Here is a 19,125-nt window from a genome sequence, read left to right as displayed (position 1 = left end):
GGCGCGATCGACCGCCGGTCATGCTCTTTCCATTCCCCGCACAAGGTGCGAGAAGGCTGGTTTCGGGGGGGCAGGGAGGCTCTGGGCAGGCCATGACGACGTCCGCGCCATTGGTGATGGCGATCCTCTATGTCGCGTTGATGTTCGGCGGCGCGGCGCTGGCGCATCGGCATCGCGAGCGGTTGCAACAGTCGCGCGCGCGCATCCACGCCTATGCGCTGGCGCTGGCGGTCTACTGCACAAGCTGGACCTATTTCGGCACGGTCGGCACGGCGGCGACCGGGGGGCTGCATTACCTGCCCATCTATGTCGGGCCGATCCTGATGATGGTGCTGGGCGGCCGCTTCCTGCGCCGCATGAACGTCGAGGTGCAGAGCGAGGGCGCGACCTCCATCTCCGATTTCATCGGGTCGCGCTTTGGCAAGAGCCGCAGCGTCGCCGCGCTCGTGACCCTGATCGCACTGTTCGGCACCATACCTTATATCGCGCTCCAACTGCGGTCCGTGGCCGTCAGTTTCGCGCTGGTGTCGGGCACGAAGGAGAGCGTCACGCCCCTATTGGGCGCGGCCGTCGCGCTCGCCCTGTTCGCGATCATCTTCGGCGTGCGCCGGTACGAGGTGGCGGCCCGTAACGAGGCGGTGCTGTTCGCGGTCGCGGTGGAATCCATCATCAAGCTGACGGCGCTGGGCGGGGTCGCGCTGCTCGCCCTGTGGCTGCTGTGGACGACGCCTTCGCTGCCCGACCATGGCTTTGGCCTGTTGCAGCAGCGGTTCAATGTCAGCGATATCGATGCCGATTTCCTGACCGCCTCGCTCCTGTCGATCGGCGCGATTTTGTGCCTGCCCCGGCAATTTTACGTGACCGTCATGGAGGCGCGCGAGCCGGACGATATTTTGCGGGCGCGTTGGGGCTTTTTCGCCTATCTGTTGCTGACCGTCCTGGCGGTGCCGCCGATCGCCATTGCGGGCCTCACCATGCTGGGCGGCGACGCGCCGCCCGATTTCTTCGTGCTCAGCCTGCCCGGTTCCATCGGCGCGGAGGGCTTAGCCATCCTGGTTTTCCTGGGCGGGCTGTCGGCGGCGCTGGCGATGGTGGTGACGGAGGCCATCGCCCTGTCCAGCATGATTTCCAACGATCTGTTCGCGCCCATATTGCTGCGCCGCCAGGGCAATGACGCGCATCTGGGCGAACAGTTGCTGTGGGTGCGGCGCGCGGCGATCATTGCGCTGATCGCGTCTTCGGTCGGCTTTGCGCTGATGACGCCGGGCGGCGCGCAATTGGCGTCGGTCGGCCTGATCGCCTTTGTCGCCATATCGCAATGCGCGCCCGTGCTGATCGTGGCGGTGCGCCGCACCGGCAATGAGGCGGCGGCGGCGAAAGCGGGATTGAGCGTCGGCTTCGTGCTGTGGCTGGCGACGTTGTTCATACCGGCTGTCGCGGGGACGGCGCTGCCGGCGCTGCTGCGCGATCCAAGGCTGTTGCTGGGCATGGACGGGATCAGCCCGGTTACCTTTGGCGCCACGGTCAGCCTGTCGGGCAATATCCTGTCCTATGGGCTGGTCGGCTGGATCATGGCGCGGCGCGGGCGCGGATCGGGTCGGCCTTCCACCCAGCATGGCATCGCGCGCATTTCCGACATGGGCGCGCTCGCCGATCTGGTTGTGCGCTTTGTCGGGCCGGAACGGTCGGCGGAGCTGTTCGGGACCGACATTGACCCGGCCGCCGGCATCGACCTGACCACCGCGCGCGCGGCTGAACGGCTGATCGGCAGCGTCGTGGGCGCCTCGTCCGCCCGCGCGATCATGGCGTCGGCCATGTCGGGCCGGGGCCTTGGCCTGTCGGAAGTGGCGCAGATGCTCGACGCATCGGGCCAGTCGCTGCATTTTTCGCAAGGATTGCTGGCCGCGACGCTGGAAAACATCGACATCGGCGTCAGCGTGATCGACCGCAACCTGCGTCTGGTGGCCTGGAACAGCCGCTATCTGGAACTGTTCGCCTATCCCGCCGGGCTGGTGCGCGTGGGGGTGCCGGTGGCGGACCTGATCCGCTTCAACGCGCAGCAGGGCGAGTGCGGGCCGGGCGAGGTCGAGGGGCATGTCGAGCGGCGGCTGGCCCATATGCGGGTGCGGCGGCAGCATAGCTTCGAGCGCGAGCGGTCGGATGGCCGGGTGCTCAAGACCGTGGGCGGACCGATGCCCGATGGCGGCTATGTCATGTCCTTTACCGACATCACGCTGGAAGCCCAGGCGCGCGAAGCGACCGAGACGGCGCGGCGCGACCTGGAACGGGCGGTGGCGGAACGCACGGCGCAACTGTCGGACGTGAACGCCAGGCTGGCGCGCGCCAATGCCGACAAGACCCGCTTCCTGGCGGCGGCGAGCCATGACCTGTTGCAGCCGCTCCACGCCGCGATGCTGTTTTCGGGCGCTCTGCGGCGGACGCTGCCCGAGCAGGGGCTGGCGATGCTTTCGCGCATAGACCGGTCGATCGAGGCGGCCAACGATCTGCTGCGCGCGTTGCTCGATATTTCGAAGCTGGATGCGGGCGGCATCGTGCCGCAACCCGCCGTCTTTTCGGTGCGATCGGTGCTGACCGACCTGATCGACGGGTTTCAGCCGCTGGCCGCCGAAAAGGGGCTGCGCCTGCGGATCGCGGGCGGCGATGCGATGGTCGAAACCGACCGCACCTTGCTGCGCTCCATCCTCCAGAATTTCCTGTCCAACGCCATACGCTACACCAAGGACGGGCGCGTGGTGATCGGGGCGCGGCGGCGCGGCGGACAGGTGCGGGTAGAGGTTTACGACACCGGCATCGGCATTCCCGACGACAAGCTGGCGCTGATCTTCCGCGAGTTCGAGCGGCTCGGGCAGGGGACCGAGTCGGGCATTGGCCTCGGCCTCGCCATTGTCGAGCGGGCGGCGCCGCTGATCGGCGGGACGGTCGAGGTCCGGTCGACGGTCGGGCGGGGCAGCCGTTTCACCCTGACCCTGCCGATGGCGCAGACCGGGGCCGTTCCTGGCAAGGCGCGGGCTGCGGCGGCCTTTTTCCCCGTCACTGGCCTAAAATTGCTGGTGGTCGACGACGATGCGGTCAATCGTGAAGGCATGAAGGCGCTGCTGTCGGCGGGCGGCCATCAGGTGCTGGCCGCCGCCGATGAGGCGACGGCGCTGGCGGCGCCCGGCCCGTTCGACGCCGCGATCATCGACTATCATCTGGGCGACGGTGGCGACGGCATCGACCTGATCGACGCGCTGCGCGCGCGCGATCCCGGATTGCCGGCGCTGCTGGTCACGGCCGAGCGGGGATCGGCCATGCTGGCGCGGGCGGCGCAGCGGCGGGTGGATGTGCTGCCCAAGCCGTTGGAGGCGCAGCGGCTGGACCAGTGGCTGGCCGAAGAGGTCGCGGCGGCGCGGGCGGCCGAATAATCAGTAGAATCAGTCTCGCGGCTGAAGGCCAAGGGCGCGGGCGGCGAGCGCGGCCTGCGTGCGGTTCTGCACCCCCAGTTTCGACAGCACGATGGTCATGTGCGACTTGATCGTCGATTCCGCGACGCCCAGTTCATAGGCGATCTGTTTGTTGAGTTGCCCGTCGAGCACGCCCAGCAGCACGCGCAACTGGGTGGGCGTGAGCGAGGCGACCTTCCCCGCCATGTCGTCCACCGCATCGTTGACGGGCGGCGGCGGCACGGGCGGGGCATCGCCCGCGAGCGCGGCGGCGATCGCCTGCTCGATCGTTTCCAGATCCTGATCCTTGCCGATGAACCCGACCGCGCCGTAACGACGCGCTTCGGGACCGGCGATCTGCGCCTGGGCGCTGGACACCACCAGGATGGGCACCGACGGCCGTTCCGCATGGAGCAGGGCGACGCCGGAATAGCCCGCTGATCCCGGCATTTTAAGGTCGAGCAACATCAGGATGAGATCGCTCGCGGCCGAAGCCAGCACCGCGCTGTCCAGCGTGGCGGCCTCCACGATGCGCGCCTGTGGCGCTACCGTGGACGCCGCCATGACCATCGCCTGGCGGAACAGCGGATGATCGTCCGCCACCAATATGGTGCCGCGGGAGTCCAGCTTGGCGTCCTCTCTGTCGTTTCGATAAGATTGGCGTCTTTTTTAACGTCTTTTTTCAGGCATTCACAAGCCGGCTGTCGGCGATCAGATGATCGACGACGGAAGGATCGGCGAGGGTCGACGTATCGCCCAGCGAGGAGACGTCGCCTTCGGCGATCTTGCGCAGGATGCGGCGCATGATCTTGCCCGACCGGGTCTTGGGCAGGCCCGGCGCGAACTGGATGACGTCGGGCGTCGCGATCGGGCCGATTTCGCGGCGGACCCATGCGACCAGTTCCTTGCGCAGGGCATTGTCGCCCTCTTCGCCGGCGTTCAGCGTGACATAGGCGTAAATGCCCTGTCCCTTGATTGCGTGCGGCATCCCGACCACGGCGGCTTCGGCCACCTTGGCATGGGCGACCAGCGCGCTTTCGACTTCGGCCGTGCCCATGCGGTGACCTGACACGTTGATGACGTCGTCGACGCGGCCGGTGATCCAGTAATAGCCATCGGCATCGCGGCGGCAGCCGTCGCCGGTGAAATAATAGCCCGGATAGGTCGAGAAATAGGTCTGGAAGAAGCGGTCATGGTCGTTGTAGACCGTCCGCATCTGGCCCGGCCAGCTTTGCGCGATGCACAGGTTGCCGTCGGTCGCGCCTTCCAGCACCTTCCCCTCGGCATCGACCAGCACCGGTTCCACGCCGAACAAGGGCTGGGTGGCCGAGCCGGGTTTGAGGGCGGTGGCGCCGGGCAGCGGCGCGATCAGGATGCCGCCGGTCTCCGTCTGCCACCAGGTGTCGACGATGGGGCAGCGATCCTCGCCGACGACGCGGTGATACCATTCCCAGGCTTCCGGATTGATTGGTTCGCCCACGCTGCCCAGAATGCGCAGCGATTTGCGGCTGGACGACTTCACATAATCGTCGCCTTCGCGCATCAGCGCGCGCAGCGCCGTGGGGGCGGTGTAGAAGATCGCGACGTTCCACTTGTCGCACACCTGCCAGAATCGGCTGTGGTCGGGATAGTTGGGGACGCCTTCGAACATCAGGGTCGTCGCGCCATTGGCGAGCGGGCCATAGACGACGTAGCTGTGACCCGTGACCCAGCCGATGTCGGCGGTGCACCAGTAGACTTCGCCCGGCTTGTAATCGAACACATAGTCATGGGTGAGCGAGGCCCAGAGCAGATAGCCGCCGGTCGTATGCAGTACGCCCTTGGGCGTGCCGGTGGAGCCCGACGTGTAGAGGATGAACAGCGGGTCTTCCGCGCCCATCGCTTCATAGGGGCAATCGACGGACGCCGCGTCGCGCAGCGGGGCGTAGAACAGGTCGCGTCCTTCCACCATCTTCACCGCGCCGCCGGTGCGCTGCACGACGATGACCTTTTCGACCGAGGCGCAATGGTCGAGCGCCGCGTCGACATTGGCCTTTAGGGGGACGGATTTGCCGCCGCGCAATCCTTCGTCAGCGGTGATGACCAGGCGCGAATCGCAATCCCTGATGCGGCTGGCGAGGCTGTCGGGGGAAAATCCGCCAAAAACGATGGAGTGAATCGCGCCGATGCGGGTGCAGGCCAGCATCGCGAAGGCGGCTTCGGGGATCATCGGCAAATAGATGGTCACGCGGTCGCCGCGACGGACGCCCTGATCCTTCAGCACATTGGCGAAGCGGCACACTTCCTCATGCAACTGGCGATAGGTGATGACGCGGCTTTCGGCAGGGTTGTCGCCCTCCCAGATGATCGCCGCCTGATCGCCGCGGGTTTCCAGATGCCGGTCGAGGCAATTGGCCGAAACATTGAGCTGACCGTCGGAAAACCAGCTGATCGCGAAATCGGCTTCGTTGAAATTGCTGTCGTTGACGCGGGTGAAAGGCGTGATCCAGTCGAGCCGCCGGGCCTCCTGCCGCCAGAAGGCGTCGGGATCCTGCTGCACCGCAGCGCGCATCACGGCGGCTTTTTCAGCCGTGATCGTCGCGCTGGCCGCGATGTGTGCGGGAACCGGGTAAACTGCCTCGCTCATCCATACCACTCCTGACCATTTTGCACGCTTTTAGCCTCTGGGGCCAAGGCGTGCAGCCCATACCAAAGTGGGATCGGTCTACTACCATCGTCGTCCTTCTCATACCCCCCCGGTCCAAGGGATGATGCGGACCATCCGGCGAACCGGGCCAGAACAATAATCGGCCCGGCACGATGAACCAGGGAGAGGATGATGCGGAAATCGCACCAATATGTTCAGTGGATGGCCGGCATCGCGCTGGTCGCGATGTGCCCCGGTCTTGCCCAGGCGGCCGAGCCGACTGCCCGCGAGGCGGAATTGGAGGCGCGTCTCAACCAGTTGGAAGCGGCGGTCAGCGCCCTGCGCGGCGAACTGGCGGCAGCGCGCGCGCAGCAACAGGACACCGCGCAGCAGGCGGCGATGTCCGCTGAGGTCGCGCAGAAGGCCGACACCCGGCTCGCCGCGCTGGAAGCCAGGCCCTCCGCCCCGGCCGAAGGGTTCAGGGTCGGCGCCACCACCTTCAAGATGGGCGGTTTCGTCAAAGTGGTGGCCAGCGCGACCCGATATGACGATGGCGAGGTTGCTGGCGGGTCGCTGGGCAAGGAGTTTTTCCTGCCCCAGACCATCCCCGTGGGCGGCGGCCACAGCAGCAAGGACGTGATCGGCCATGCCCGCCAGACCCGTCTGTTCTTCGACACCGCGACGCCGCTGGGCGGCAAGGAACTGAAGAGCCATATCGAGTTCGATTTCGCGCTGGCTGCGGCGCCGCTCGGCGCGCAGCGGGCGACAAACGCCTATACGCCGACCTTTCGCCGTGGTTTCCTGACCTATGGCGACTGGCTGGTCGGGCAGGAATGGACGACGTTCCAGAATGCGGGGCATCTGCCCGAAACCACCGATTTCGTGGGGCCGATGGACGGCGCGATCTTCGTGCGGCAGATGATGATCCAGTATCGCCAGCCATTGAGCAGCGAACTCAGCCTCTATCTGGCGGCCGAAAATCCGCAGACCGAAACCATGACGACGACCGCGCCCGCGCTGGTCGACACCGATCAGGACCGGATGCCAGACCTGATCGCCAAGCTCGCCTACAAGGGCAGGCTGGGCGAAATCCATGTGGCCGGGCTGGTGCGCGAATTGTCATTCCACAGCAATGGCGCGGGCGACAAGGCGATGGGTTGGGGCGCGACCGTGGGCGGCAAGATTCCTTTCGGCCCCAAGGGGCGGCATGATGTGCGGTTCCTGGCGACTTATGGTCATGGGCTGGGCCGTTATCTGACGGTCGGTTATGCGCCGGACGCCATTTATGACGCGACGGTCGACGGCCGGCTGCATGTGGTCGACAATTTCGCCGGTTTTGCGGCGGTCAAGCTGGGCTGGACGCCGACCGTCCGGTCGACCTTCATGGTCGGGTATCAGCACGCCGATTATCCCGGCGGCATCCTTGCGCCGGATCTCGCCAACGCGGAAGCCTATAGCTTCGCGGGCAACCTGTTCTGGTCGCCGGTCAGGAATCTGGACCTGGGCATCGAATATCGCCACGCTCAGCGCGAAGTGGTCAGCGGCTTGAAGGGGCAGATGGACCGCGTCGAAATGGCGGCGAAATATACGTTCTGATTTTTTTGGTGAGGAGAGGATCAATGGCATCGACCTATGACAGTCTGCCAAAGCATCATCAGGCCACGCAGGGGGAAAAGCTGGTCATCGCCGCTTCCTCGCTGGGCACGGTGTTCGAATGGTATGATTTCTACCTTTACGGCCTGCTGGCCACCTATATTTCGGCCCAGTTCTTTTCGGGCGTGAACGAAACTACCGCCTTCATCTTTGCGCTGGCGGCGTTCGCGGCGGGCTTTGCCGTGCGTCCCTTCGGCGCTTTGGTGTTCGGGCGGATCGGGGACCTTGTCGGGCGCAAGAACACGTTCCTCGTCACCATGGGCATCATGGGCCTGTCGACCTTTGCGGTCGGCTTGTTGCCGAACTATGCCAGCATCGGCGTGGCGGCGCCCATCATCCTGGTGGTCATGCGACTGGCGCAGGGGCTGGCGCTGGGCGGCGAATATGGCGGCGCGGCGACCTATGTCGCGGAGCATGCGCCGGAGGGCAAGCGCGGCCTTTATACCAGCTGGATTCAAACCACGGCGACCTTCGGCCTGTTCGCGGCGCTGCTGGTGGTCATCGGTTTCCGCTTTGCGCTGGGCGAGGAGGCGTTTGCGGCATGGGGATGGCGTCTGCCCTTCCTGATCTCCATCGTGCTGCTGGGCGTTTCGATGTGGATCCGTCTGCAGCTCAACGAAAGCCCGGTTTTCCAGAAGATGAAGGACGAGGGCACGACGTCGAAGGCGCCGCTGACCGAAGCCTTTGGCCAGTGGGGCAATCTGCGCTGGGTCATCATCGCGCTGCTGGGGGCGGTCGCGGGTCAGGCGGTCGTCTGGTATGCGGGCCAGTTTTACGCCCTGTTCTTCCTGGAAAAGACGCTGAAGGTGGATGGCGCGACCGCGAACATCCTGATCGCCATCGCGCTGGCGCTGGCCACGCCCTTCTTTGTCTTCTTCGGCTGGCTGTCGGACAGGATCGGCCGCAAGCCGATCATCCTGGGCGGCTGCGCCCTGGCCGCCATCGCCTATTTTCCGCTGTTCGGGGCGCTGACCGACGCCGCCAACCCGGCGCTGGCGCAGGCGCAGAAGGCGTCGCCGGTGACGATTTTTGCCAGCCAGGCCGAATGTTCGTTCCAGTTCGACCCGGTGGGCAAGAACAAGTTCGACCAGTCGAGCTGCGACATCGCCAAGGCCTACATGGCCAAGACCGGCGTCAGCTATGCCAACGAAGAAGCGACGGCGGGCGCTGCGGCGGTCGTCAAGGTCGGTTCGGTCAGCTTCACCGCGCCCGACCCCAAGGGGTTGACCGGCGAGGACAAGAAGGCGGCGATCGCCGCGTTTCAGGACAGCCTGAAAGCCGGCCTTGCCGAGGCTGGCTATCCCGCCAAGGCGGACAGCGCCCGGATCAACAAGGTGGCGGTCGTCGCCATCCTGTGGGCGCTCGCGATGCTGGTGACGATGGTCTATGGCCCGATCGCCGCCATGCTGGTTGAACTCTTCCCCAGCCGCATCCGCTACACCTCCATGTCGTTGCCCTATCATATCGGCAATGGCTGGTTCGGCGGCTTCCTGCCGACCACGGCCTTCGCCATGGTCGCGGCGACCGGCGATATCTACTATGGCCTGTGGTATCCGGTCGTGGTCGCGGCGCTGACCGTTGTCGTGGGCCTGATGTTCCTGCCCGAAACCTTCCGTCGCAATATCGACGACTGATCGGACGAAGCCGCAAGGCGACGAAAAAGGGCGGCGGCTTCCACTTGGAGGCCGCCGTCTTATTTTCAGTACGTAACAACCCGGCCCGACCATGGTCGAATAGCGGCGATGGGCGATTTGCTGCATGATGGTGACCAGTAAGGGAGAGAGCCATGTCGCAAGCCTATATGGAAAGCTATGCCGCGAGCCGCGCTGACGCCAACGGCTTCTGGCTGAAGGCTGCCGAAGCGATAGTTTGGCAGGTGAAGCCGCAAGCCGGATGGCGGGATGGCGAGGGCTGGTTCGCCGACGGGGTGATGAATACGTGCCACAATGCGGTCGACCGCCATGTCGAGGCGGGCCGGGGCGACGACATTGCGCTCATTTACGAAAGCCCGGTGACCGACACGCGCACGACGTTCACCTTCGCGCAATTGCGCGACCATGTGGCGCGGACGGCGGGCATGATCGCGGCGCAGGGCGTGGGCAAGGGCGACCGCGTCATCATTTACATGCCGATGATCCCGCAGGCGCTGTTCGCGATGCTGGCCTGTGCGCGGATCGGCGCGATCCATTCGGTGGTGTTCGGCGGGTTCGCCGCGCCGGAATTGGCCAAGCGCATTGACGACGCGACGCCCCAATTGCTGCTGACCACATCCTGCGGGATCGAGGGCGGCAAGGTCATCCCCTATAAGCCGCTGGTCGACCATGCGCTGCAACTGGCGCAGCACAAGGTAAGCGGCGTCATCCTGTTGCAGCGGCCGCAGGCGACGGCGCCGATGCAGGACGGGCGCGACATCGACTGGGCGGGCGCGCTGGCGCAGGCGGAACCGGCCGATTGCGTGCCGGTGAAGGCCACCGATCCGCTCTACATCCTCTATACGTCCGGCACGACGGGGATGCCCAAGGGCGTGGTGCGCCAGAATGGCGGCCACGCGGTGGTGCTCGCGTGGAGCATGGCCAATATCTATGGCATCCAGCCGGGTGAGGTGTTCTGGGCCGCGTCCGACGTGGGATGGGTCGTCGGGCACAGCTATATCGCCTATGGCCCGTTGATCGCCGGGGCGACGACATTGCTGTTCGAGGGCAAGCCGGTGGGCACGCCGGACGCGGGCACATTCTGGCGCACCATTGCGCGCAATGATGTGCGGATATTCTTCACTGCGCCGACCGCCATCCGCGCGGTGCGCAAGGAGGATCCGGACGGGCGCTTCATCGCCGATATCGGCACGGGCAATCTGCGCGCCATGTTCCTGGCGGGCGAGCGGGCGGACCCCGACACCATCCACTGGGCTGAAGAGCATCTCAAACTGCCGGTGATCGACCATTGGTGGCAGACCGAACTGGGCTGGCCCGCGCTGGCGACCTGCCTGGGGCTGGGCGATACGCGGCGCAAGGCGGGCAGTGCGGGCTTCCCCGTGCCCGGCTTCGCTTTCCGCATCGTTGACGATGGCGGCGAGGATGTGCCGGCCGGCGAGACGGGCAAAGTCGTGATGACGATGCCGCTGGCGCCGGGCTGCTATGCTGGGCTGTGGAACAATGAGGCGGGCTACGCCAAGGCGTTCGCGACCTTCCCCGGCCATTATGAGACGGGCGACGCCGGGCATATCGACGCCGACGGCTTCGTCAACATCATGGGCCGCACCGACGACATCATCAACGTGGCGGGTCATCGCCTGTCGACCGGGCAGATGGAGCAGATCGTCGCCAGCCACCCGGCCATCGCCGAATGCGCGGTGATCGGCGTCGACGATGCGCTGAAGGGGATGATCCCCATGGCCTTTGCCGTGGCCAAGGTCGGCCAGTGGGACAATGCGGCGCTGGAGCGCGAGATCGTGAAGATGGTCCGCGACGAACTGGGTCCGGTGGCGGCGCTGAAGGAGGTGCATGTCGTGGGCGCGCTGCCAAAGACGCGGTCGGGCAAGATTTTGCGCGCGGCGCTGCGGAAGGTGGCGGCGGGCGAGAAGATCGCCATGCCGCCGACGATCGAGAGCCCGGCGGCGCTGGAGGCAATCATGGCGCTGTTCGATCAGGCGCCCGCCTGAACCATTCATCGGGTCGCACCGAGAGAAAAGGGCTGCGGAGACGATCTCCGCAGCCCTTTTTGCTGGCCGGTGCCGAGGCGAGGCGGGCTTAGATCGCGGCCTTCAGCGCGTCGACGAGGTCTGTGCGTTCCCAGGGAAAATAATCGCCATCCGCCTTGCGGCCGAAATGGCCATAGGCGGCCGTCGGGCTGTAGATCGGCTTGTTGAGGCCCAGCCCCACGCGGATGCCGCGCGGGGTGAGACCGCCCAGCTTGTCCTTCGCCACGCTTGCGATGGCGGCTTCCAACGCGTCGTCGGGGGCCGTGCCGGTGCCGTGGGTGTCGACATAGAGCGACAGCGGTTCGGACACGCCGATGGCGTAGGCGACCTGGATCGTGCAGCGCCTGGCAAGGCCTGCGGCAACGACATTCTTCGCCAGATAGCGGGTGACGTAAGCGGCCGAGCGGTCGACCTTGGTCGGATCCTTGCCGCTGAACGCGCCGCCGCCATGGGGTGATGCGCCGCCATAGGTGTCGACGATGATCTTGCGGCCGGTGAGGCCCGCGTCGCCATCGGGACCGCCGATTTCGAAGCTGCCGGTCGGGTTGATATGATAGACGGTGGCGTCCGACAGCAGGGCGGCCGGGATCACCCTGGCCACGACCGACTTCACATAGGCGTGGAGCTGAGCCTCGTTCGCGCCTTCGTCATAGCCCGGCTTGTGCTGGGTCGACACGACGATGGCGGTGGCGGCGACGGGCTTGCCGTTTTCGAAACGGAGCGTCACCTGGCTCTTGGCGTCGGGTTCCAGGAAGGGGGCGGCGCCGCTGTGGCGGTCGGCTGCCATGGCTTCCAGAATCTTGTGGCTGTAATCCAGCGTCGCTGGCATGAGATCGGGGGTTTCGTCACAGGCGAAACCGAACATGATGCCCTGGTCGCCCGCGCCTTCATCCTTGTTGCCGCTGGCGTCGACGCCCTGGGCGATGTGGGCGGACTGGCCATGGAGATTGTTTTCGAAGCGCAGGCTTTCCCAGTGGAAGCCTTCCTGTTCATAGCCGATGCGCTTGACGGTATCGCGCACCGCCTTTTCGATTTCGTCCTGCGCCCCCGGCGCCCAGGCGCCATTTTCATAGACGCCCTTGCAGCGGATTTCGCCAGCCAGCACGACAAGCTGCGTCGTCGTCAGCGTTTCGCAGGCGATGCGGGCTTCGGGGTCCTTCGACAGGAACAGGTCGACGATGGCGTCGGAAATCTGGTCGGCGACTTTGTCGGGATGGCCTTCGGAGACGGATTCCGACGTGAAGAGATAATTGCTGCGCATGGGACTCCCGATAGCTGATGGCGCAAGGGCAGGATATAAAGAAAATGTTATATGCGCTTTAGCCCCGGCTTGCGCGTCTGGCAATTGCAAAGGCCAGCGCGCCAAGCGCGGCCGCGACAATCAGCACCATCCAGTTGCCGATCCGGGCGAACAGCGTCGGCGGCAGGGGCGGCGGCAGGCCGGTGTCGAGATAGCCCGCGCGGTTATGGGCGATGGCGGCGCGGACATGGCCGCGCGCGTCGATGACGGCGGAAATGCCGGTCGGCGTCGAGCGGACGATGGGCAGGCCTTCCTCGATGGCGCGCAGCCGCGCCTGCGCCAGATGCTGGACCGGCCCCCAACTGCCGAACCAGGCGTCGTTGGACGGGTTGAAGAGGAAGGCGGGGCGATTGGCGGCGTCGACGACATGGCCCGAAAAGATGATTTCGTAACAGATTTGCCCGCCCATCAGCATCGTCGGGCGGCCGGGCGCGCCGGGCAGGGTCATGCTTTGCGGGCCGGGGCCGGGCCAGAAATCGGCGTCGCCGGGGACAAGGCGCGACAGGCCGATGGGCGAGAGGATCGAGCGCATCGGCAGATATTCGCCATAGGGGACGAGGTGGGACTTGTCGTAACGGCCGAGCAGGCGGGCGTCGGGGGTGACGATGAACAGGCTGTTGTTCGCGCCAGCCAGCACCCGGTCGGTGTAGAAGCCCTTGTCGGTTTCCTTGAAATAGACCTTGGTCCCGCCAGTCATCAGCAGGTCGCCGGGGCCGAGCAGGCTGGCCAGCCGCTCCCGCCATTCCGGTTCCATGTCGAGCCAGGCGGGAATGGCGTCTTCGGGCCAGAAAATGAGGCGCGGGGCCGGGCGGCGCGGGCCGGAAAGCGCGGCGAGCTTGCGGAAATTGGCTTCTTCCAAAGCGGGCGAGTGTTTGTCCTGCTGGCCAATATTGGGCTGGACCACGCGAATGCGCGGCGCGCCGACCGGGGTTTCTGGCGGCGGGGTCAGCAAGCCCCAGAGCGCGATGGCGGCGATGGGCGCGAACAGCGCGGCGGCGGGCTTCCAATGGCCGGTAAAGGCGAGCCTGACTGCGCCTGCCGACAGTGCGACGAGCGCGCCGAGCGCATAGGTGCCGACCAGCGTCGCGGCGATGGCGAGGCCCGTGGGCAGGGCGACGGCGCCCAGCGGGTTCCAGGCGAAGCCGGTAAACAATGTCGCGCGCAGCCATTCCGACACCAGCCAGCAGGCCGCGAACAGGATGACGAATGCGGCGGGAGGCGCGGCGATGCGGCGCGCGGTCCACCATGTCGCGAGCGCCGCGAGGCCGGGATAGACCGCCAGATAGAGCGAGAGGAGCGCCACGGACGGATAGCCGAACCAGTGCGGCATCGCGTCCTGAAAGGTGAAGGCGTGGGCGATCCAGTTGAGGCCGATGGTGAAATGGCCAAGCCCGAACAGCCAGCCGCGCAGGAAGGCGGAGCGGCGGTCCGGCGCGCTTTCGATCAGGCCCAATAATATGGCGAAGCAGATGAGGGCGACGGTCCACAGCGACAGCGGTTCGAAACCGGTGGCCGACGCCGCGCCGATAAGGAGCGCGGTGAGCCGGGGGCGGCGGCGCGCGGGCGCGGCCAGCCGCTCTAGCGGAGCGAGGAGAGAGTGGCCTGGCTGCACTTGTCGCTCCTTGAATTGCCGCCGGACAGCATCGACGCGGCGATGAAGCCGCCCACCACCAGCACCAGGAACAGGGCCGACAGGAGGGCCAGATATTTTTCGATGAACGCCTTGATCGGGCGGCCGAATTTCCAGAACAGGAAACCCACCAGCATGAATTGGAACGCGCGGGAGAGGATGCTGGCCCACAGGAAGGTGAACAGCGACAGGCCGATGAAGCCCGCCGTGATCGTGATGAGCTTGAACGGGATCGGCGTCGCGCCTTTGGCCAGAATAATCAGCGCGGCATTGTCTCGTAGATAGCAGGCCGCGACAGGGAATTTCGCCGACAGGCCGAGCGCCGAGAGAATCTGTTGCCCGACCGCTTCGTAGACGAAGTGGCCGATACCATAGCCGAGCAGGCCGCCCAGTACCGAGGCGATGGTGCAGATGAGGCCGTAGCGCAGCGCCCGTTCCGGCCGCGCGAGGCACATGAGGCCGAGCAGCGGATGTGGCGGAATGGGGAAGAAGCTGGATTCCATGAAGCTGATGGCGAACAGCCAGCGTTCCGCATGGGCATGGGCGGCCTTGGCCAGCGTCCATTGATAGAGGCGGGTGAGCATCGGGCGACGGCCTAGCCGAGATGCGCCGGGGCCGCCAGCGATTTTGCCAGCACGACCATGGACAAGGGCGGGTCCGTCAACAGCGGGAAGGGACGGGTTTCGCCGGTGAGGACATAGCCGCGCCGCTGATAATAGGCGATGAGTTCGGCGCGGGCGTCGATGACCGTCATTTCCATCGTTCGCGCGCCGAAATGATGGACGGCATGGTCCTCGGCCGCGGCGATCAGGCGGCGGCCGAGCCCGGCGGCCTGAAGCGTCGGTTCAATACTGAGCATGCCCAGATAGGCGATGCCGTCGCCAAGGTTTGCGACCACGACCGAGCCGATGGGCTGGCCATCTGGGCCGGTCGCCATCAGCAGCGCTTGCGCCGGATCGTCGAGCAGCGATTGCAGTTCGGCAAGGTCGGTGCGCGGGCCAGTGAGGAGATCGGCTTCAAAGGTCCAGCCCTGCCGGGCGCTGTCGCCGCGATAGGCGCGTTCGATGACGGCGTGGAGGGCGGGCAGATCGTCAGGCGTGGCGGGGCGGATATGCATCGGCCGGGCCATAGCGGCGGATGATGACAGGATAAAGCCGCAGACTTGATCGCGGTGGCGGCTGTGGTTAGCTGTGCGGCAGAGAGGAGAATGCAACGATGCAAGGCATGGGTGAGGGCGGTTGCCCGTTCACGTTCAACACGGACCCGGCGACGTTCAAGGCGGGCGATTCGGTCAGTTACCGCGTGACCGGCAGCCTGGAGGGGTTCCCTTTCGCCGGGGTGCTGCTGGAGGTGCATGAGGATCATGTCGTGCTGACTTCGGACCCCAATGATGCCGCGAGCCGGATGCGGGCGACACGCGAGGCGCGGCCGGTGGTGCGCGAGGAGGATGTGTGCTGACGCAGCCTGTCATATAATAATAGTTGCATATTGAAACTGATATGGCATGACCGGCGCCGTTGAAAACGGCAAAAGGAGTGATGCCATGATTCTCTATGGAATGCGGGCCTCGCCCTTTGTCCGCAAGGCGATCGTCGTCGCGGCGGAAAAGGGGATTGCGCTGGACGTGGTGCCTGCGGGCTTTGGGCAGGGCGGCGATGCGTTCAGGGCCGCGTCGCCCTTTGCCAAGATGCCCGCGCTGGCCGACGGTGATTTCACCCTGTCCGACAGCAGCGCCATCGTCGCCTATTGGGAGGCGTTGCAGCCCGAACCGGCGATGATCCCCGCCGATCCGCGCGCCCGCGCCAAAACCATCTGGTTCGAGGAATTTGGCGACACCATCCTGCAACCGGCGGGCGTCAAAATCGTGTTCAACCGCATGGTCGGGCCGCTGCTGGGCATGCCGGTGGACGCGGCGGTGGCCGACGCCGCCGAAACGAAAGAGTTGCCGCCGCTGATGGACTATATCGAAACCGTGCTGGCGCAGACGGGCTGGCTGGTGGGCGACGGGCTGACGCTGGCGGATATTGCCGTGGCCTGTCCGCTGCTGACGGTTGCCTATTGCAGCGAAACGCCCTTTTCCGCGCAGTGGCCCGGGGTTCGGGCCTGGCTGGACAGGCTGGTGGCCCGCGAGAGCTTTGCCGGGGCGCTGGCGGCGGAAAAGGCGATGATGGGGCGTGATTTGATGAAATAACCCATTTGGTTATTTTATATTGACATCGTCACGCTGATATGGCACAAATGACGATATTGGGAATTGTGAGTCGCCGACGCGGCGGTGGGATCGAACAACGGGCGGCGAGGTCGCCCGATCCTGCCGTCCCGTCGGTTTTTTGATGCCGGGCGGGCGCGGGGCGCTGGCGGTCATCAAATTTCTGAGAGGGTGAGCGAGATGAGCCTGGCCTTGATGGCCGGGGCCTTTCGCGCGCCTTTTGCACGGGGAGAGGCCATGGCGGATGAGGAGGAGGCGCGCGGGATGACCGTGGCGCGCACAAGGATCGCCAGCGGCGACGCCCCGGCGCAGTTGCGCACGGTGCGCAAGGACGGGTGGACGACCGCGCGGCGGCGCAAATTCATGGAGACGCTGGCGGCGACCTGCAATGTGACGGAGGCGGCGCGGGCTGCGAAGAAGTCCAGTTCCAGCGCCTATGAGCAGAAGCGGCGCGACCCGGCCTTTGCCCGTGAATGGGCGCAGGCGTTGAGCATCGGTTATGCCGAACTGGAGGCGTTGCTGCTGCGCCAGACGCTGTTCGGCAGCGAGCAGGAAGACATCGTCCTGGACAGCGAGGGGGCGGTGAAGAGCCGCAAGATCCGGCGCGGCGTGCCTTTGCAGGTGGGGGTGCGGCTGTTGCTGGCGCATCGGGGTACGGTGGCGGCGTTGCGCGCCGAGGAGATGCGCGACCGGCCCGATGGCGAGGATGCGCTCGCCCGGATGCGCCGGGTGCTGGATGAGGTGCGGCAGCGGCGGCGGGCGACCGGCGACGACGGCGATTGAGAGTGGTGATTTCGGGGGAAGCAGATGCCGCGTTCGGACATGGAATGGCTGGCGGCGCAACCTCCGGAGGAGCGCGAGCGGTTGCTGGCGGGGCTGGACGCGGCGGCGGCCGAGCGGCTGGCGCATGAATGGGCGTGGACGGCGCGGCCCGAACAGATGGCGCCGCCGGGCGACTGGTCGACATGGCTGATGATGGCGGGGCGCGGTTTCGGCAAGACGCGGGCCGGGGCGGAATGGGTGCGCGGCATTGCGGAACAGGACGGCAAGGCGCGGATCGCGCTGGTGGCTGCGAGCCTGCACGAGGCGCGCAGCGTGATGGTGGAGGGGGCATCGGGGCTGCTGGCCATTGCGCCCTGGTGGAACCGGCCCGCCTTTGCCCCGGCGCTGCGCCGGTTGATCTGGCCAAACGGCGCGATGGCGACATTGTTCGGCGCGGCCGACCCCGAGGCGCTGCGCGGGCCGCAGTTCAGCCATGGCTGGGCCGACGAGATCGCCAAATGGCCGCATGGCGAGGCGGCCTGGGACAATCTGATGATGGGGATGCGGCTGGGGCGGCGGCCGCGCGTGGTGGCGACGACGACGCCGCGTCCGGTGCCGCTGGTCCGCGCGCTGATGGCGCGCGCCGCGGCGACGGAGGCAGGCGACGTGGTGGCGACGCGCGGGCGGACGGGCGACAATATGGCGCATCTGGCCCCCGATTTCCTGACGCGGATGATGAAATATTATGGCGGCACCCGGCTGGGGCGGCAGGAACTGGACGGCGAGCTGATCGAGGAGATTGCCGGCGCGCTGTGGAGCCGCGCGCTGATCGAGCGGTGCCGCGCAGCGCATGTGGCGGGCTTGGCGGATGCCGGGGCGCTGCTGGTCCGGGTGGTGGTGGGGGTCGATCCGCCCGCCGGGATCGGGCGGGACGCTTGCGGCATTGTCGTCGCCGGGCAGGATGCCGACGGGCGCGGCTATGTGATCGCCGACGCCAGCGTCGAGGGGCTGGGGCCGGAAGGCTGGGCGCGGGCGGTGGCGGGCGCGGCGGCGGCACACGGCGCGGACCGGGTGATAGCCGAAGCCAATAACGGCGGCGCGATGGTGGAGAGCGTGCTGCGCGCGGCGGAAGCGAACCTGCCGGTGCGGCTGGTCCATGCGACGCGGGGCAAGGTGGCGCGGGCCGAGCCGATAGCGGCGCTCTATGAGGTCGGGCGGGTGATGCATCTGGGCGCTTTCCCGATGCTGGAGGACCAGCTTTGCGGTTTTGTGAGCGGGGGCGGTTATCAGGGGCCGGGGCGCTCCCCCGACCGGGCCGACGCGCTGATCTGGGCCTTGAGCGAGATCATGCTGGCCCAGCGCGGAGAGGCGCGGGTGCGGGGGATGTGAGCGGGAACCACAAGCCGATCCGCTCGTTTTCCGTTCGTGAAGTGTAACGAACGGAGACTGGTTATGAAATGGGCGGCGATATGGGGCGCGGCGGTGGGCATCAGCCTGATCGCGACCCCGGCGATGGCGGCGAGCCTGAACGCCAAGGAAAAGGCGCGGGTGGCGCGCGCAACGCCGCGCGACCGGGACGATGTGCGTTATTGTCTGCTTCAGGCGAAGAAGGGCCGCGACAAGGGCACGGTGATCGGCGCGGCGGGTGGCGCGGGCGTCAGCGTGCTGGCGGGCGGCGGCCTGGGCGAAACGCTGCTCGCTGGCGCGGCGGGCGCTGTCGCGGGCCGGGTGATCGGCAAGAGCGAAGGCACCAATAAGGTGTGCGACCGGGTATTGCGGCGCAATCCGTAAAGGGGCGCTGATCC

At 66.4% G+C, this 19,125-nt stretch carries 15 protein-coding genes; 9 read left to right on the top strand and 6 right to left on the bottom strand.

What is annotated here, in order from left to right:
* Positions 1-92 precede the first annotated feature (92 nt).
* The gene (locus GGR44_RS05700; RefSeq protein ID WP_183954492.1) at positions 93-3,425 is read left to right on the top strand and encodes a PAS-domain containing protein; all 3,333 of its coding nucleotides are present in this window, start codon (positions 93-95) and stop codon (positions 3,423-3,425) included.
* Positions 3,426-3,434: 9 nt separating this feature from the next.
* Here the strand turns inward: GGR44_RS05700 and GGR44_RS05695 are convergent, their stop codons facing one another.
* The gene (locus GGR44_RS05695) at positions 3,435-4,049 is read right to left on the bottom strand and encodes a response regulator transcription factor (RefSeq protein WP_281374195.1); all 615 of its coding nucleotides are present in this window, start codon (positions 4,047-4,049) and stop codon (positions 3,435-3,437) included.
* A gap of 76 nt (positions 4,050-4,125) precedes the next feature.
* Positions 4,126-6,069 carry an acetate--CoA ligase gene (acs, locus tag GGR44_RS05690; protein WP_183954491.1) on the bottom strand — a complete coding sequence of 648 codons (1,944 nt, stop codon included), beginning with the start codon at positions 6,067-6,069 and terminating at the stop codon, positions 4,126-4,128.
* A 189-nt stretch (positions 6,070-6,258) separates the two neighbouring features.
* Between acs and GGR44_RS05685 the strand changes: the two genes are divergently transcribed.
* From GGR44_RS05685 to GGR44_RS05675, 3 genes are all read left to right on the top strand, one after another.
* A complete protein-coding gene (locus GGR44_RS05685) occupies positions 6,259-7,665 on the top strand; it encodes a DcaP family trimeric outer membrane transporter (protein WP_221214283.1) in 1,407 nt (468 codons plus the stop codon).
* 23 nt (positions 7,666-7,688) lie between these two features.
* Positions 7,689-9,356: an MFS transporter gene (locus GGR44_RS05680; RefSeq protein WP_183954490.1), complete on the top strand. Its 1,668-nt coding sequence runs from the start codon at positions 7,689-7,691 to the stop codon at positions 9,354-9,356.
* A 152-nt stretch (positions 9,357-9,508) separates the two neighbouring features.
* Complete coding sequence (locus GGR44_RS05675) at positions 9,509-11,380, top strand: AMP-binding protein (protein WP_183954489.1); 1,872 nt, start codon at positions 9,509-9,511, stop codon at positions 11,378-11,380.
* Between the two features lie 88 nt (positions 11,381-11,468).
* Here GGR44_RS05675 and metK read toward each other — a convergent pair whose 3' ends face one another.
* The 4 genes from metK to GGR44_RS05655 are packed head-to-tail and all read right to left on the bottom strand — an operon-like array spanning position 11,469 to position 15,466.
* The gene (metK, locus tag GGR44_RS05670; RefSeq protein ID WP_183954488.1) at positions 11,469-12,680 is read right to left on the bottom strand and encodes a methionine adenosyltransferase; all 1,212 of its coding nucleotides are present in this window, start codon (positions 12,678-12,680) and stop codon (positions 11,469-11,471) included.
* A 58-nt stretch (positions 12,681-12,738) separates the two neighbouring features.
* Positions 12,739-14,292: an apolipoprotein N-acyltransferase gene (gene lnt / locus GGR44_RS05665; RefSeq protein ID WP_183954847.1), complete on the bottom strand. Its 1,554-nt coding sequence runs from the start codon at positions 14,290-14,292 to the stop codon at positions 12,739-12,741.
* A gap of 5 nt (positions 14,293-14,297) precedes the next feature.
* Positions 14,298-14,933, bottom strand: a complete 636-nt coding sequence (locus GGR44_RS05660) for a YqaA family protein (protein WP_183954487.1) — start codon at positions 14,931-14,933, stop codon at positions 14,298-14,300.
* Between the two features lie 11 nt (positions 14,934-14,944).
* A complete protein-coding gene (locus GGR44_RS05655; RefSeq protein ID WP_183954486.1) occupies positions 14,945-15,466 on the bottom strand; it encodes a GNAT family N-acetyltransferase in 522 nt (173 codons plus the stop codon).
* A 98-nt stretch (positions 15,467-15,564) separates the two neighbouring features.
* Between GGR44_RS05655 and GGR44_RS05650 the strand changes: the two genes are divergently transcribed.
* From GGR44_RS05650 to GGR44_RS05630, 5 genes are all read left to right on the top strand, one after another.
* Positions 15,565-15,807, top strand: a complete 243-nt coding sequence (locus GGR44_RS05650) for a reeler domain-containing protein (protein WP_183954485.1) — start codon at positions 15,565-15,567, stop codon at positions 15,805-15,807.
* 85 nt (positions 15,808-15,892) lie between these two features.
* The gene (locus GGR44_RS05645) at positions 15,893-16,540 is read left to right on the top strand and encodes a glutathione S-transferase family protein (RefSeq protein ID WP_183954484.1); all 648 of its coding nucleotides are present in this window, start codon (positions 15,893-15,895) and stop codon (positions 16,538-16,540) included.
* 198 nt (positions 16,541-16,738) lie between these two features.
* On the top strand, positions 16,739-17,341 hold the full coding sequence (locus GGR44_RS16820) for a hypothetical protein (RefSeq protein WP_246344344.1): 603 nt from the start codon (positions 16,739-16,741) through the stop codon (positions 17,339-17,341).
* Between the two features lie 24 nt (positions 17,342-17,365).
* Positions 17,366-18,709 (top strand): DNA-packaging protein, encoded by a 1,344-nt coding sequence (locus tag GGR44_RS05635; protein ID WP_183954483.1) that lies wholly within the window; start codon positions 17,366-17,368, stop codon positions 18,707-18,709.
* Between the two features lie 63 nt (positions 18,710-18,772).
* On the top strand, positions 18,773-19,111 hold the full coding sequence (locus GGR44_RS05630; protein WP_183954482.1) for a hypothetical protein: 339 nt from the start codon (positions 18,773-18,775) through the stop codon (positions 19,109-19,111).
* Positions 19,112-19,125 lie beyond the last annotated feature (14 nt).

This window comes from Sphingobium fontiphilum (genome assembly GCF_014196635.1).
Taxonomy (GTDB): domain Bacteria; phylum Pseudomonadota; class Alphaproteobacteria; order Sphingomonadales; family Sphingomonadaceae; genus Sphingobium; species Sphingobium fontiphilum.
This window is presented reverse-complemented; position numbering and strand designations above follow the sequence as displayed.